The organism is Gaoshiqia sp. US2 (genome assembly GCF_059705485.1).
Map to the genome: position 1 here is coordinate 189,715 of NZ_AP048550.1, position 15,918 is coordinate 205,632.

The window sequence follows — 15,918 nt, forward strand, 5'->3', positions numbered from 1 at the left end:
TTCGATTTTTTGTTCTCCATAACTATGTAATGATGAGAAGATTCCGATTGTCAAACCTATCATTTCTATTTTTGAATTCATCTCTAATTAATTGATTATCTAGTCTATAATATTGAACTCATTCATTGTTTAATCGTTTCTTTGAAAGGTGACTCTACGTAAAATTGTATTGCCCATTGGTACAAGCATAATACTTTTTTTGGTCTCATTAAACTTACACTGAAGTCCTATAACCGGTTTGTCAAATGGGAACAAATGGTTTTTGCTATCCGCTTTATAAAAGGTAGCTTCAGTATCCTTATTCAGACTGTAAGTCCATCCCAAAGAGTCTGTTGGAGCCATCAGAAATTGATAAAAATTACAGCTATTATGCTCTCTTATCGTATCAATTTTATTAGGTAAAGGTAATGCATACACAATTGGGCCTCTTTGAAAATAGAACTCACTTTTTCCTCCTGTATTGGAAGGTTGTTCAATTTTATTCACGTTAAAATCAAATTGAATCTTGAACTTGTTATTCAATCTCCATTCCCGATTGATAACAATAAAGGTACCGCAGTCCTGTATTTCTTCCTCTGAAACTCCTGATATTTTCATATTTTTTACGTTGAAAGGCTTCCTCAAACAAATGCCGAATTTTTTTTTCTTTAAAGGATTTACTTCAAATACAATGTCATCTGAGAATGGATATCGGGTATCTTCTTTTATATAGACATCCGTGCCATTAATATGGGTGTTGAGAGTAGATGGACCATATAAAGATGCTATCAGACGGTTATTTAAAGTATCTCTCATCCACATGCTCTGAACATAAAAGGGCATTAACCTTCCTCCATTTAAAGCACAACATGCAGCCGCTTCGTGAGATGAATCATAAGTTTCTCGCCCCTCATGATTCGTTTTACTCATAAACAAGCGACTATCTGATGTTAAATATGAAAGAGCTTTTAGATTAGGTAAACGTGCACCTTGCAAAGCATTAAATGTAAGTTTCTCAATCATATCAGAAACAGATAAATCTCCTGAATATGCCAAGACCGTTTTTAGCGAATTAACCAATTCAACATTTGAACAATATTCATAAAAACCATTCGCAGTACCTTGTTGTTGCCTGATATTTTCGTCACAAACCATTGCGCCACCAGGCGTAATATGAGATTTTAATTTTTCTAATGCATTCTGAGATGCAATATTCATTTCTTTTTGATGAGAAAGATTAGCAATGAACCAAGGCACAAAAAGACCTTCAGAAATGTGTGCTCCATGCCCTTGAAATAATTTTTTTACATTTAATAAGTTTGATTTAACAATATCATTATCTCTGACGTCGGAAATATTAAACTCATCATATAGTTTTACCGCAAAACTGGCATAGGAAGCGTCCTTTGTTATTCGATTGAGCCATTCAAGAATTTCAAAAAAAACAACTCCATGACTAACTCCACCTTCCCCATACATAAAAGGATTTGATTTCTCGTATGCTTTCATTGTAAGATGAACCCCTTTTTCGACTGCTTTCAAAACTTCCGTCTTACCAGTGAATTCGTAATAAGCAAGCATTGTTTTAAAAATGAGGCTTTGAGTCCAAAGTTCACCATTTTCGCCTACATGCATATATCTGCAGTTGGGTTCAATCTTACTGCAATAAATTCCTATGTATCCTGTTGAATCGGTACTTGCAAGAATATCATCTATCCACTTTTGTGCTATTTTTTCATATTTCATGTTATTCGTCAAAAAAGCTAGACAAACAACCGATTCTTTCCAATAACCTTCGTGTTCTCCACTCCACCAACTTTTCATATTATCAATAATAACACCTGATTTGCGATCAGAATTCACAAATAAATCTTTGGTCACAGTATTATTGATTTGATCAAAATGCCCCGGAATTCCATCTGCCAGATCTCTTTCCATCTGGGCTTTGATCCATCCTGTTGGTTCTATCGAACCCATTGGTAACACCTGATAATAATGGGATTTATGATACTTTTCCTGATTATATCCAGAAAAAAAAGTAGTCAAAAAAAACAGTATTGTAAGAAAATATTTCCCCCCCATAAGAAAGTTTTGTTTTATATAAATTGCTAACGCAAATACTTATAAGACTAATAAATTTTCAAAATTTTATTGTATTATTTGTCAGGCAGGTTTGCTCTAAAAACCAAATAATTATCAATGAAGTCGCTAATTTTAATGAATTGTTCAAGATGTTTTACGCTTTCAATTATTTTGTCAGCTTGCAATGGAGAACACAACCCAGAGAATTTAGCGTTCTCCCTGAATTTTTTAATTAGTTCGTCTTCTCCTTCTGGCCGGATACCTTTTTCGCTATCCCGGGAAAGGACATAAATTTGACCGGCTTTAGTCCTTATGCGAATGGTATGTCCTCCCGGATATGACGCACCAAAATCATCCTTACTTTTTATAAACACGCTTTTTTCAGCGAAATCAGAAACTTCTTTATCAGACTTTACCCGTTCTTCAGTAATCTCATTCGGGCCAAAATGTCCGTTTTTTATTGCTGAAGCCACTTGGTAAGGAGCACAAAACTGGGCCAGTACTTGCGGATATTTGTGGTTTGGGTTCCACGGGGTAGCCACCAGTTTACTCCATTCAATTCCAAAAAGTTCTATTTGGTCAATATCTGCAAGTTTCAGATTATATTTTTTTGATAAATCTATCGCGGATCGAATTACCCGGTTACTGTGCCCGCAACTGGTTTCACCTTTGTAACTTAACCGTTCAATTTCCCAGAAGGTCCTCTGTTCTGTAATATTATCCATCAATTTATCCATTGCATCGTATTTCCCATAGGTAGCCATTATTCCCGCATCTCCCTCAAACACCCTGTCAGGACCATTAATTCCTAATTCAGCAAGGCAAGTTGATATTACGGCTGCTTTACCGCCAATAGCAGGTTGGATACGCTTGGTCAATGTCCGGTCGATTAATGCCTGTCTGTTCCCTGATGCATGGGCATAAAAAATCCCCATCGCATCGACAGTTTGATCTACAGACATGCCTTTCAGACGACATGCGGCGGCTGTTGCCCCAAAACCACCTAAAATTGATGTTGGAAGAAATCCCTCTCGTAAATATTGATTGCCAGAAACACCTAGCCTTCCGGTTATTTCAACTCCAAGAATAATTGCTGTCAGTATTTCTTTTCCTGACGCTCCTGTTGACTCACCAATAGCCATCGCAACCGGTAAAATGATACTCATGGTATGTGTTAGAGAAGGAAGATGGATATCGTCGTAATCCAAAGCATGGACCATTGCGCTGTTCATAAAAGTGACCTCTGGAACAGGTAGTTTTGTGCCATATACCCAAACTGTTGCTTCAGGCTTTCCTCCCCAGGTATTTAATAGTGTGGATATTTGCTTAATTCCATCTGCATTATGCCCGGCTAAAGCTGTTCCAAGAGCATCAATCATGGCTAGTTTAGCCGCATCGAATGCGGCAGTATCTATTTTCGATATTTCTGTCTGAATCGCAAGCTTAGCTATAGCACGTGTAAGTGTAAACGTTTGCTGCCTCTGTTCCAGAATAACATCCTCATTTAGCTGGCTAGTAACCGATTGAGCCTCTGCCTTAAAACAAAAAAGACTGAGGGCAAAATTTAAGATAATCAATAGTAAAGCTCTGTTTATCATTTTATTAATCTTTGATATATTTTTGATGAGCTAACATTTCTTCCGTCAATAAATCCACTGCGACATGTTGTTTTTGTCAATAAACCATATCTTTCTTTTAAGACCGAAGCCAAATAACAGAAACAACAAGGCAGTGGATGAAATCTTCATAAAATACTCCAATTCTGAACTATTCAGGCAAATTCTTTTTCTCCAGGTACAACACGACCATACTTTTTTCAGGCATTAGGTACTTGGTGAATGCATTATTATCTGAACACAATGATTCTGTTGTTGTTATCTTTTTATTTCCATAAGAATTGTAAGAACTTAAGTCTTCTGCAGTAACTACAACTTCTTTAACCAATTTATATGGATTAGAATCGAATTTAAATTTCAAATTCCGTTTTTTGTTTGGTTCAAGATTGAAAATCACCAGGTTAATTCCTTTTTCTGTCAACATGGCTGTCATCTCCAGATTAACGGTATCCTTCCCGGTTAACGAAGACTTTATTATTTTTTGCCCTGTTGCATTATAAAATGCATTCACCATTTCAGCAATGCCTGAGGTAAATCTGCTGCCAGATGTATTATCACGGCCAATAATCTTCCAGGGACCTGCATTGAAAGCATGAATTGTAGAAAAAGCAACATCTGCACGGTTACACAACCTACTGACGAAAGCACCTGTCGCCAAAGTTCCTTTTAAATCATGGGTTTGTACCCACGTAGATTGATCATTTAAATTCGCTGGCCATACTCCATGTTCTGAGATATAAAGTTTGATTCTATCTGAACCGGTTGCAGACAATATTTGGGTTTTCATTTCGTTCATGTAGTTCTCCATGTTGTTCATTGCAGATTGACTCCTTGCGTAATAAGGATGGAATGTAAGATATTCGATTTGATCTCCTAAACCTTGTAAAACAGTGGTGTTCCATCGACTCCAATCCCTCTTATTGTCCCAGGGAGAAGTTGCTCCAATCGCTGCAAATTTTGCATCGGGACAAACTCCTTTAATGGCAATTATGGCTTCCTTTGATTTACTGACATAATACTCAGGGGTATATTTGCTTGTCTTGGTATCCAACTCGTTTCCCAGTTCCCACAGAACAACTTTAACGGGTCTTTCAATACCTAATTCAATCCTTTTTTGAGCCCAATTAATTCCACCGTTTATATTTACAGAACCGTCACCTGTTAAAAATTCAGCCAAGTCTGCAAAGTCTTGTGGTATTTCCTGTTCATAATTTAAGACGAGTACAAATTCAGCAGCAGGGTCGATGCTTCTAACCAGGTTAATCCATTCTACTATTCCCATCCGCTGCTTAACTTTGGGATTTCCTTGTGATGTTCTGCTTGCCAATGGGCCTATTGCTTCTTTCCATTTCATCAACTGGGAAGAAGTACCTGCCATTCGGTTAAGTGGAAGGTGAACTCCTGAGGTTTTCATGACGTTAATGCAATCCTGCGATATATCCAAAACATTACCATCCTCCATGGTAACTTTCATTGGATTGTAGCCCCATTCATAATTAATCCCTAACAAGTATTTATCAGCATTTTTTATTTCCGAATTCTCGTCGACAAAAATTGTTGTGGCATTAGAATTTAATTCACCAATTGATGCACTTTTTAGTTCATTATTGTTCAGTTCATTATCATTGGAACATGAGACAAATAATAAGTTTGACAAAAAGAAAATTTGTAAAAAAAGTCTTATAGTTTTCATAAATTACTTATTAATGATATTTGTAATCTCAGTTTTTAATAAATTGAAGCCGGTTTCTACCTTTTCGCGGCGAAGAGTTTGTTGTTGTTCGGATTCTTTTAATTGATCCCGTCGAATTTTAACCATGCGGATTGTTTCTTTTGGATTTGGGTCTCCGGTATTGTCGTGGCGTTCGATAAACTTTACCGGGTCCATAATTTCACGGATCTCTTCTGTGGTGATATGTGGTTCCGGGTCGTGAGATATGCGAGCAGCTTCATCGAGCATTGCGCCAGTTAATTCATAGGGTTTAATATTCCTGTGTATTCTGGCTATACGAACCATTACTGCACAAATCCGGTGAGCCTGCCGGGAAGCATATCCTTTTTCTCGGATTAACTTTACAGCAAGATCCGGTGTACATCCCCAGCCATCACGAGTTAATTGCAATAATTTTTCTTTATCAACAATCTCGTTTTTTATCAGGTCACCGAATGTTGCCATAACCGCTTCAACTTCGCAAAGAGCGCCAATTGCTCCTTGATATGATGTCCAATGGGAGGCCTGATAACTTGGTAATATATCCATAAATGGTTCTCCTTTAAGTCCAAGCATCCCTACTGTCATTGCACCGATAACATTGTTCGCACTTTTTCGAATCAGTTCATATTCAGATGAAGAATGTGCTTTTTGCGGCATTAGAGAACTAACTCCCGCATTTCCCCAAGGCACAAGATTAGTTCTGTAACCATCCATCCCCCAGATACTGTGATCCATTGCGGTACGGCTTAATGTTATCATCGTATTCGATAAGGCAAATAATGTATTCATAGCGAAATCCTGTCCAGCTTCACCTTCATAAGTGGGTTCTATCAATTCGTCAAAACCCAGTAGTTCTGTGACAAGGTTACGGTCAACCGGCCAACCGGTGCCGGAAGTTGCACCACATCCCCCACTATTCTTATTAGTCTGTTTATAGGCCAATTCCAGGTTCTCTAATCCGTCATAGATTCCATCATATAAAGCAAGGAGATACGCCCCATAAGTAGTTGGCTGGGCATGGGCCATGTGGCTCATACCTGGCATGATTGTTCCCGAGTTCCGTTCGATAGCATCAAGAAGTTCGTGGAGAAGGGCATGGGTATCGTCAATAACGTCTAATTGTTTTTCACGGATTTGCAGCCTTGACATCGGTTCTTGTGTAGTCCTCCCCAACTGTGTCATACTGGCAAGATATTCATCACCTCCTAAAAGTGATTTTAATGCATTCTCTCCCCCTATTTCCGATTTTTCCAATGCAGAAAGTACTTTTTTCGCAACATCAACAGGAATAAGTCCTTGTTTATACAACATAACAGTCCATGCCTGATCCATTAATTTATCGTACCTGTATTTGTTGCCAACACGATCAAGTTCCTCTTTCCAATGGGCTCCAGGAATTTTTCCATTGTATCTCATATCGGATGGAGGAGTTCCTGTCGCATGGAGCCGATGTTCATGAGAACCAAGGAATTCAAGTTCTTCTTTGCTAATTGATTCAGGTAATTTGAGTGTATCCTTTTCTTGTCGTAATTCTTCGATATTTGGATTTACTGCCTGAGCTGAAGCAATTCCATCGACGAATATTCCTTCGAAAACTGAAATAATAATTACGATTAGTATATATTTTAAGCTGTTCATTTAATAAAATTTAAATAGATAAAAAATAATTTAGTTGCCTAATTTCTAAGGATGGTATTTCCTCCTTGATTGCAGTCAGTTAAAAATCGATTCCACAGAAGTCCCCCGTCTTCCCGCAGAGAAGTTATTCATTCTCAAAATATTGTAAGTTGAGGCCGCCATCAATAGCGAAGAACGAGCCCCAACTTTATTTTTGAAGAATTTGCGGGATTAATACCCTGGATTTTGATCTTCAGTTGTGATTAACTTATTATATTCCATTTCAGAAGGAGGAATAGGCCAAAGCATGTATGTGTCGCTAACATCTTTGCCCCTGGCGGCTTTAATTATCTCTTTGGCTTTTCCGCTTCGTTTAAGATCTAACCAACGTTTTGCTTCCATTTGTGTTTCATAACCTCTTTCTTTGAGCACTAGATCAATGAAAGATTCTTTATTATAATCACTCAATTTGAAGTCAATATCAGAAATGCTTAATGGATCTTTTCCATACGCGCGGCGATGAACCATGTTTAGCTTTTCTATTGCATCTGAAGTGGGGCTACCGGCTACCTGGCATTCTGCTTCAGCATAGAGTAACAACAGATCGGCATATCGGTACCATGGATAATCATTTCCTGCGCCATCTTGAGATGAAGCATTTGGATCAATAAATTTTTTAGGTAAAATTGAGTTTGCCCCAAAACCGATATTTTTACTATACCACCCATAAGAATAACGAAGATCATTTTGATCCCAGTTCTTCATAACAGAATTTGAAATCTTGTCACTATATGTAATATAGTTTCCACCGCTTGGATGATATCCTGTTCCCGGATAGGCCATAAACATAACATATCGCCAGCCCTTATCTGATTTTCTTGAATATTTTAGGTAAAATATTTCCTCGGAAGTTGTAATTACGTCTGGTCCAAAAACTTTACTAAAATCATCTGCAACATTTACTTTAACCAAAGCATATTTATTAGAATTGATCACCTCTTTGGCTTTATCTCTGGCCTCAGTGTATTTTGCCTGATAAAAATAAACATCAGCCAGGACTGTTTTGGCTGTCCATTTAGATGGTTTTCCTGGTAATGGAGAATTGTCCGGGAGATTTGCCTCAGCAACTAAAAGATCCTGAACAATTAATTGATATACATCATTGGCGTTGTTCCTCTTAATATCCTGCACCGTCATATTTTCTTCGGTCCGGATTGGAACTCCACCCCAGTTCCTTACCATTATAAAATAAATCAAAGCCCTCATGAACTTTGCTTCCCCTACTGATTTTGCAATATCATCAGGAGCCAAATCTTTCCCATTCGGAGCATTCTTAATTACCAGATTTGCATTTCGGATACTCTGGTAAAATAGTTGCCACATAACGTATGTGCGGTTGATATTTGTAGCGTCAAACACCTGGAATTCACTGATTGGGGCATGACTTGCACGTCCGAACGCATAATCAACCATGCAATTATGAACACCCGGATAACGTCCACCCATACAATCATTTTGCTTTAATGGGCCATAGATTGCAGCTACGGCAGATTCTAATTCATCCGGGGTATTGTAAAAGGTTTCAACTGCAATTGATTTTGGTTTTTCTATCAATACATCTTCACACGAAAAAAGCATGATACTTAACAAAACAAATAGTATTTTTTTCATTGGTCCTGTTTTTAAAGTTAAAATGATACTTTTATGCCAAATGAATAGGTTTTTGCAGTTGGATAAGAATATTGATCGATACCTTGTCCTATTGAATTTATTTCCGGATCCCACCAGGAATAGCTGGTTACCGTTAATAAATTCTGCCCACTAACATAAACCTGTGCATTGCTCAATGCATTAATATTCCATTTTTTCACTGGAAGGGTATATAAAAGCTGGATATTCTTGAGCCTTAAATATGAACCATCTTCAATTTGCCTGTCAGAATACTTTGCTGTTGAGGATTTTGTTATTTTAGGATATTTAGCATTGAGATTATCTGGGGTCCAATGATCATTGTAAACTTCTTTCAGAGTATTTAAACCGCCTTGGTAGTCGATAGTGGAAATCCCGCTTACATTAAGAATATCATTCCCGTAAGTGCCCTGAAAAGATAAATTTAATTCGATGTTTTTAAAAGACATATATGAATTCAATCCATAAATAAAATCAGGATTTGGGTCGCCAATAATAGTTTTGTCAAGCTGATTTATTATTCCATCGATTTCAATATCTTTATATTTTTGGTTCCCATTTTCATCATATCCATCACTCAGGTATCCGTAAAAAACTCCTAAAGGTTCTCCTTCTCTTAACACCTTCGCATTGTCAGTTATCAATGGATTCGAAAAGCTTCCAGTGAGAATATCCTGCCCATCATTTAATTTAATAACCTTATTCCGGTTAATTGCAATATTAGCATTCAAATCCCATCTAAACTTTCCAGTTAAAATTTTTGAATCCAATACAAGTTCCAATCCCTGGTTTTTAATTTGGCCGACGTTTCTGATTGTACTTGAATAACCCAAAGATGATGGCAAACTGACCGGGTTTAATAAATCACGTGTATTCTTCAAATAATAATCAGCAGTTATCCTGTAGCGGCTGTCAAAAAAAGCAATATCAAATCCTAAATTTATTTGTTCTGTTGATTCCCATTTTAGTCTTCCCGGCAAAAGAGTCCCTGGAGAAAAAGTAGTATAAAGATCATCGCCAAAAACCATTATTCCCGAAGACAGTTGGGTAAGTGTTTGATAAGCATTTATTGCCTGACTTCCAGTCACGCCCCAACTCGTTCTTAGTTTCAAGTCACTAATAAAGGGGATGTTTTTCATAAATGATTCCTCTTTAATTTTCCATGCAAAGGCTGCCGAAGGAAAATATCCCCATTTATCGCCAACACTGTATTTAGAAGAGCCATCTGATCTTATACTGGCTGTTAAGAGATATTTATTACTGAATGTATAATTAATTCGTCCCAGATAGGAAAGTAAAACCGATTTTGAATAACCGGAACCAGGGATACCAGGACTTGCTGCCGAACTTAAATCGTACGTTTCAATTGCATCATTTAAAAAACCAGTACCACTCCCACTTAATGATTTATACACAAAATCCTGATAAGTAAAACCTGCAACGGCCGAAATACTATGCTTTTCATTAATTATCTTACTATAACTAAGCGTATTCTCATTTAAAAGACTCAGGTTATTTGATACAGAAACATCTGCTACTCCCTGCGAGTTTGTAAATTTCAATGTTCTGTAATGGTCACTCCTGCTTTCTGTATTTTCGGCGCCTCCATATATTCTTAGGGTTAACCCCTCTACAGGTTTAAAAATCAAAGCAGAATTTACCAAAACGGAATTCTTATCGGTACTTCTGCTGTCCTCATTAAGATAGTTTAAAGGATTGACAAGATTACCAGAAATAAATGAATGCCCGGTTGCCAAAAACCGATAGGAGCCATCGTCATTATATGGGGTTAAAGTTGGCGGAGCAACGATCGCTGCAGAAAGAAGTGTACTACCTCTGTCCCCTTGTTGTGAGTTCTCTTTTGACGTTATATTTTTCGTCATAATAGCCCCGTACTCTACAGAAAAAACCTCATTGATTTCATGGCTTATATTTGCCCTAAGTGAATATCTTTCAAAACCAGTCTCTTTGATAATCCCTTGTTGGTTCAATACACTTCCGGATAGTGAGAACTTAGTTTTTTTTGTTCCTCCATTTATCGTTAAAGTATTGTTATAAACCGGAGCAGTCCGAAAGATTAAATTCTGCCAATCGTACCCAATTCCATACCCGTTAATTTCTTCCTGGGAAAAATAAGGTGAAAGGCCATCATTTACAGCTTGCTCATTATATAAATTGGCATATTCTGTTGCATCCATTAATTTTAGTTTCTTCCGCAATGTTTGAAACCCAAAACTGGATTCAAAATCTACTGTGGTTAGTCCTTCCTTCCCCCGTTTTGTTGTAATAAGTACAACCCCATTTGCCCCACGAGATCCATATATTGCAGTTGCAGAGGCATCTTTAAGAACTTCAATACTTTCAATGTCATTATTATTCAGTATATTAATATCACTTCCTGAATATAAGAATCCATCAATGACATACAAGGGTTCATTACTTCCGCGAATTGAATTTGCCCCTCGAATTTGTACATTCATAGAAGCGCCTGGTTCTCCGGTACTTTGCATGACATAAACGCCAGGGGTACGTCCAGCCAAAGACTGCATCACATTAGTTATGGGGGTCATCCCGATTTCACTGCCTTTAACAGAGCCCACAGAACCAGTCAAATCGCTTTTCTTGACCGTTCCATAACCAATAGCAACAACTTCTTCTATACCAATTGTTTCTTCTGTAAGTGTTACATTAATACTTGTTTGTCCAGAAACCGGTATTTCCTGTGTTTTCATTCCCACGAAAGACAGCACCAATGTCGCATTTGAAGGAACATTGGAAAGAGAGTACTTACCACTGTTATCGGTAATTATTCCGGTGGTGGTTCCTTTAATAACTACCGTTACTCCGGGCAAGGGCGCACCGGAAGAGTCGGTAACGCGGCCGGAGATGGATTTGGATTGTTGGGCTGTTAGCCCGGAAATGCCTTCCAGATTCGAAAGGATTATCTGCCGGTTAATTACGGAGTAATTAATATCCGTCTCTTTCAGTAACTTATCCAGGATTGCTGTAATCGTCTGATTAGTTACGTTAATGTTTACAGTTTGGGCAACATTGATCAAATCCTTGTTGTAAAGGAAAAAAAACTCAGACTTGTCTTCAATTGTCTTTAGTACATCTTCGAGTCGTTGATTCTGTTGATTTAACGAAATCCGCGTCTGTTGGGAGTAAGTATCCAAAGCCATTACTTGTATCAGGCTGAAGAAAAAACAGAATAGAGTAAAACGTACCATCCTGAAAATTTTTTTTAAGGCAAAACTTTCCTTTGATGAAAAGGAAGTCGATGCCCTGGGTTCTCGAAATTTTTCCATAAATTTACATTTGTTAGAGTGATTAAATAATTCGTTGTTCTTCGCTCTGCAACCTTTCAGGAAAGTGCCGCAAACACTTTCCTGTTTTGCATTTTATTGTTTAAGTTTTAGTATTACATGTTTCTTTTTTAAAACTCCATTTGAATTCTGGTCTCTGTTTTCTATTTTGTATGTGATTGGGGTTGTCATAGCAATAAACCGTAAGACTTCATCAAGTGTCTCTTCCTGGAAGGTCGCCTTAAATCTGAAATTTTTTAGAACTTCGTCCTGAATTGAAATCTCAACACCATACCATCGTTCAAGTTTTTTGGCAGCTTGTGCCAGAGGTTCATTGTCAATTACCAAGAATCCATCCGTCCAAGCGGTATAAACATTCGGATCAACGGCCAAGGTATTAAGTGATCTTTTTTCATGGTTATAGGATATTTTTTCGCCTGGATGAAGAACTTGACTAAATGCTGCTGTTTTGCCTTTTACTTCAACCTTCCCTTCTTTCAAAACAACCTCGGTAACAGCTTCGCTGGCATAGGCAGACACATTAAATTGTGTCCCCAAAACTTTTATATCCATATCATTCACACCAACGGTAAAATCGGAATGTTCCATATGCCTAACTTTGAAGAATGCCTCACCAATAAGTTCAACTTTACGATGTCTGGCAAATACGGCAGGGTATTTAAGCTTTGCCCCGCTATTTAACCAACCAGAAGTACTGTCAGGAAGCATAAATTCAATCTTTGCCCCTTCAGGTACATTAATTTCATACCAGGATAGAGTGGTATTTTTGGTAGGGGTCGAAAGAAAATAGATCGTGGCAGAAATTGTTAGTACAGGAATAAGAATTGCAGCTACCTGCCGGTAATAGTACCAAATACTCTTTTTCTTTTCTTTACTTTTCTCTTCAAGTAATATTTGATACTGTATTTTCTCAAAAATAGAATGAAGGGACTTAGTATTTGGGCTGTCTGAGAATTCTTTCCATTGGCTTAACAACTGTTCTTCGACTTTCACGTCATCTCTAACATTGGTAAACCAATGCTTTACATTTAAATAGTCGTTGTACGAGTATTTTCCTTTTGAGAAATCGAGCAGCGTTTTATAGTTGATTTTATTTTCCATGGTTTTTATTTAAACCTTTAAATCAAACTTCTGCCATTATATCCTGAAACTAAAGATATCCCTAGTGAAAAGTTAATTTTTTTTTTTGATATTACTGAAAAAACAAACACCACAACATTAAGAGACTGGTATTTAGAAACATACAGACATGGTGAAAAAAGAAAAATGTTACAAGAATAGGGCCGGATTACCAATTAATCTATCAATAGTCTATATAGCAATTCAATTGCTTATATCCACTTTGTGTTGACGGCAGAGGATCGTGGATTAACCAATAAAAAGGTGAAAGAATATCAAACCTTGAATCTGAAGTTTATCAAACTCACTCTTCAAAAACCGCATGGCTTCAGTAATATGGTATTCCACCGTTTTCGTGGTAATATTTAATTCTTCAGAAATTTCTTTCAGCGATTTCTCTTCGATCTTCTTTTTTATGAAAACTTCCCTGCGTTTTTCAGGCATCTGTTTAATCAATTCGTCCAGTTTATCCAGCATTGCCTGATAATCGGAACGGTCGTCGAAATTAGATTTGAGTCCAGATGAATCAAATAAAATACCATGCTTTAATTCGTTTAACCTTGAAAGTTGATTAAAATATTTACGAACTGAGTTAAGTGCTATTGTAAACAGGTAAGATTGGAAAGAAGTATCCGTTTTTAGTTCTTTTCTATTGTTCCAGATTTTAATAAAAACTTCCTGTACAATATCTTCAGCCGCTTCTTCCGACTTTAAGTAGCTCAAGGAGAATTGAAACAATTGCTTACTATATCGTTCAAATATTTTTTCAAAAGCGGAATGATCTCCCTTCTTTAATTCCTTCAATATTTTGGACTCTATAGGTATCATTAGTTTCAGTGAGAGAGTGCTGATTTATATTTTCACCTGACAAATCTAAAAAATGAATTCAATATTATGAGAATTCGTGCAAAAAGGATTAATTGTACGAGGTTATATTTCGTTGTACCAAATTCAGATTAGGTTCCTCCATACCATATTTATTTAATTCAGAAATATTTATTCCTGCTCCTTCAGGTTTATTTAAATCTTTTGCGCTTAGAGTTTTTTGCAACTGATTCATATCTTCCGAAATCTTTGTATCTACAATTCTTGCGTAAATCTGAGTTGTTTTTAATGAGGTATGTCCCAGCATCTTCGAAACGGTTTCTATCGGTACGCCATTACTCAAGGTTACAGTAGTTGCGAATGTATTACTCAAAAAGAAAACCTCAGATAAATTAGAATAAAGTGCTGATTGACAGGTCGCAACTGCGTTATTTCACTATATTCTTCCAACCCCTAAAATAGAAGAATAACACACGCCAAGGCAAAAGTTCTGTTACCTATGTATTGCCCTTTGGGGTGTCATGGGAATGAATAAAAAGAACGCCGGAAAGCTTGAAATAAAGCAGTCAATCAACCTTTCTTAAGCCAAAGATCGACAATCTTTAACGGTCATCGGCAGAAGGTTGAAAAACAAGCACTAACCGGTACCTTATGTGCTGATACGCTGCATTTTACATAACTACAAATGACTCTGTAACAGTTAATTTTAAAAATTAAAGACAGGGTTATGAAACAAGCAGTCAAATTATCATTCTACCTCAAAAAGAATGAGGAAAAACCCGATGGGACATGTCCCGTTATGGGACGTCTTACCATCGGCAAAACAATGGTGCAGTTCAGCGCCAAGATGAACGCACCATTGTCCCTTTGGGATACCCCTTTCGGACGTTGTAAAGGAAAAAGCAGACAGGCTGTTGAAATCAACGGGCAACTGGACAAAATACGCCTATCCGTCAGTTACCATTACCAGGAGATTGTTGCCGTCAAAGAAAAAGCAACGGCGGAACAGGTGAAAAATGCTTTTTTAGGCATTGCTTCCGAACAGGAAACGCTGGTGAAGTATTTTGAAAAGCATAACACGAATTTCGCAAAACGGGTTGGGGTAAACCGCACTTCCCACACGAGCTTTGAATATGAAAACGCCCTGCGTCATCTTAAAAACTTTCTGAAACATAAATATAAAGTTTCGGACGTCCCGTTTTCCGCATTGGATGATGCTTTCATCCACAGTTACGACTTTTACCTGCGTGTGGAATTACAGTTAAAACCGAACACGATCCTGGGAATCGTTACCCGGATGCGGAAAATGATAAAGTACGCGGTTTGCGAAGGCATCACAACCAGCGATCCTTTTATCAACTATGCTACGGAACGTCCCAAACCGCAACAAAAATACCTTACCCGTGCCGAATTGGATAAGATCATGAACACTCCCTTGGACCATCCCAACCGCTACCTGACACGGGATATGTTCCTGTTTTCCTGTTTTACCGGGCTTGCCTACCGGGATATGTGCAATCTTTCGGAAAAAGATTTGTACAAAGCAGGCGACGGGGTGATATGGATTAAAACTACCCGGCAAAAAACAGGAACGCCCTGCGAAATCCCCTTGTTGGATTTTCCGTTGCGGATCATCAAAAAGTACCGGGGCCTGGCCCCCGAAGGGAAACTGCTGCTCATGCTCAGTTGTGGCAAACTAAACGTTAACCTGAAGAAAATCGGCCAAATATGCGGGATAAAAAGACGGCTTATCTTCCACATGGGCAGGCACACCTACGCAAGCGAAATCACGCTTTCTCAGGGGGTCCCTATTGAAACGGTGAGCCGGATGCTGGGGCACAGCGACCTGCGCTCCACCCGCATCTATGCGAAAATCACCAACGATAAGATCAGCGAGGACATGGGCAAGCTGCAGGAACGGATAAGCGATAAATACCAATTAACGCAATAA

Annotated in this window: 10 protein-coding genes; 1 reads left to right on the forward strand and 9 read right to left on the reverse strand. The window is 37.9% G+C overall.

From position 1 onward, the window contains the following. Positions 1-129: 129 nt before the first annotated feature. The 9 genes from AC6H3C_RS00750 to AC6H3C_RS00790 form a co-directional block, all read right to left on the reverse strand. The gene (locus tag AC6H3C_RS00750; RefSeq protein ID WP_497518600.1) at positions 130-2,061 is read right to left on the reverse strand and encodes a beta-L-arabinofuranosidase domain-containing protein; all 1,932 of its coding nucleotides are present in this window, start codon (positions 2,059-2,061) and stop codon (positions 130-132) included. Between the two features lie 74 nt (positions 2,062-2,135). Then, a complete protein-coding gene (locus AC6H3C_RS00755; protein WP_497518602.1) occupies positions 2,136-3,659 on the reverse strand; it encodes an MmgE/PrpD family protein in 1,524 nt (507 codons plus the stop codon). A 169-nt stretch (positions 3,660-3,828) separates the two neighbouring features. Next, a complete protein-coding gene (locus tag AC6H3C_RS00760) occupies positions 3,829-5,370 on the reverse strand; it encodes an alpha-L-arabinofuranosidase family protein (protein ID WP_497518604.1) in 1,542 nt (513 codons plus the stop codon). 3 nt (positions 5,371-5,373) lie between these two features. Then, positions 5,374-7,029, reverse strand: a complete 1,656-nt coding sequence (locus AC6H3C_RS00765; protein ID WP_497518605.1) for a lyase family protein — start codon at positions 7,027-7,029, stop codon at positions 5,374-5,376. Positions 7,030-7,239: 210 nt separating this feature from the next. After that, positions 7,240-8,679, reverse strand: a complete 1,440-nt coding sequence (locus AC6H3C_RS00770) for a RagB/SusD family nutrient uptake outer membrane protein (protein WP_497518607.1) — start codon at positions 8,677-8,679, stop codon at positions 7,240-7,242. Positions 8,680-8,696: 17 nt separating this feature from the next. Then, entirely contained in the window at positions 8,697-12,005 is a 3,309-nt protein-coding gene (locus AC6H3C_RS00775) for a TonB-dependent receptor (RefSeq protein ID WP_497518608.1), read from the reverse strand. 93 nt (positions 12,006-12,098) lie between these two features. Beyond that, the gene (locus AC6H3C_RS00780; RefSeq protein ID WP_497518609.1) at positions 12,099-13,124 is read right to left on the reverse strand and encodes a FecR family protein; all 1,026 of its coding nucleotides are present in this window, start codon (positions 13,122-13,124) and stop codon (positions 12,099-12,101) included. 267 nt (positions 13,125-13,391) lie between these two features. Further along, complete coding sequence (locus AC6H3C_RS00785; RefSeq protein WP_497518610.1) at positions 13,392-13,946, reverse strand: RNA polymerase sigma factor; 555 nt, start codon at positions 13,944-13,946, stop codon at positions 13,392-13,394. Between the two features lie 112 nt (positions 13,947-14,058). Continuing rightward, positions 14,059-14,274 (reverse strand): hypothetical protein, encoded by a 216-nt coding sequence (locus AC6H3C_RS00790; RefSeq protein ID WP_497518611.1) that lies wholly within the window; start codon positions 14,272-14,274, stop codon positions 14,059-14,061. 420 nt (positions 14,275-14,694) lie between these two features. On the opposite strand from AC6H3C_RS00790, the gene AC6H3C_RS00795 reads away from it, so the two are divergent. Further along, positions 14,695-15,918, forward strand: coding sequence for a site-specific integrase (locus tag AC6H3C_RS00795; protein ID WP_497518613.1), 1,224 nt, complete (start codon positions 14,695-14,697; stop codon positions 15,916-15,918).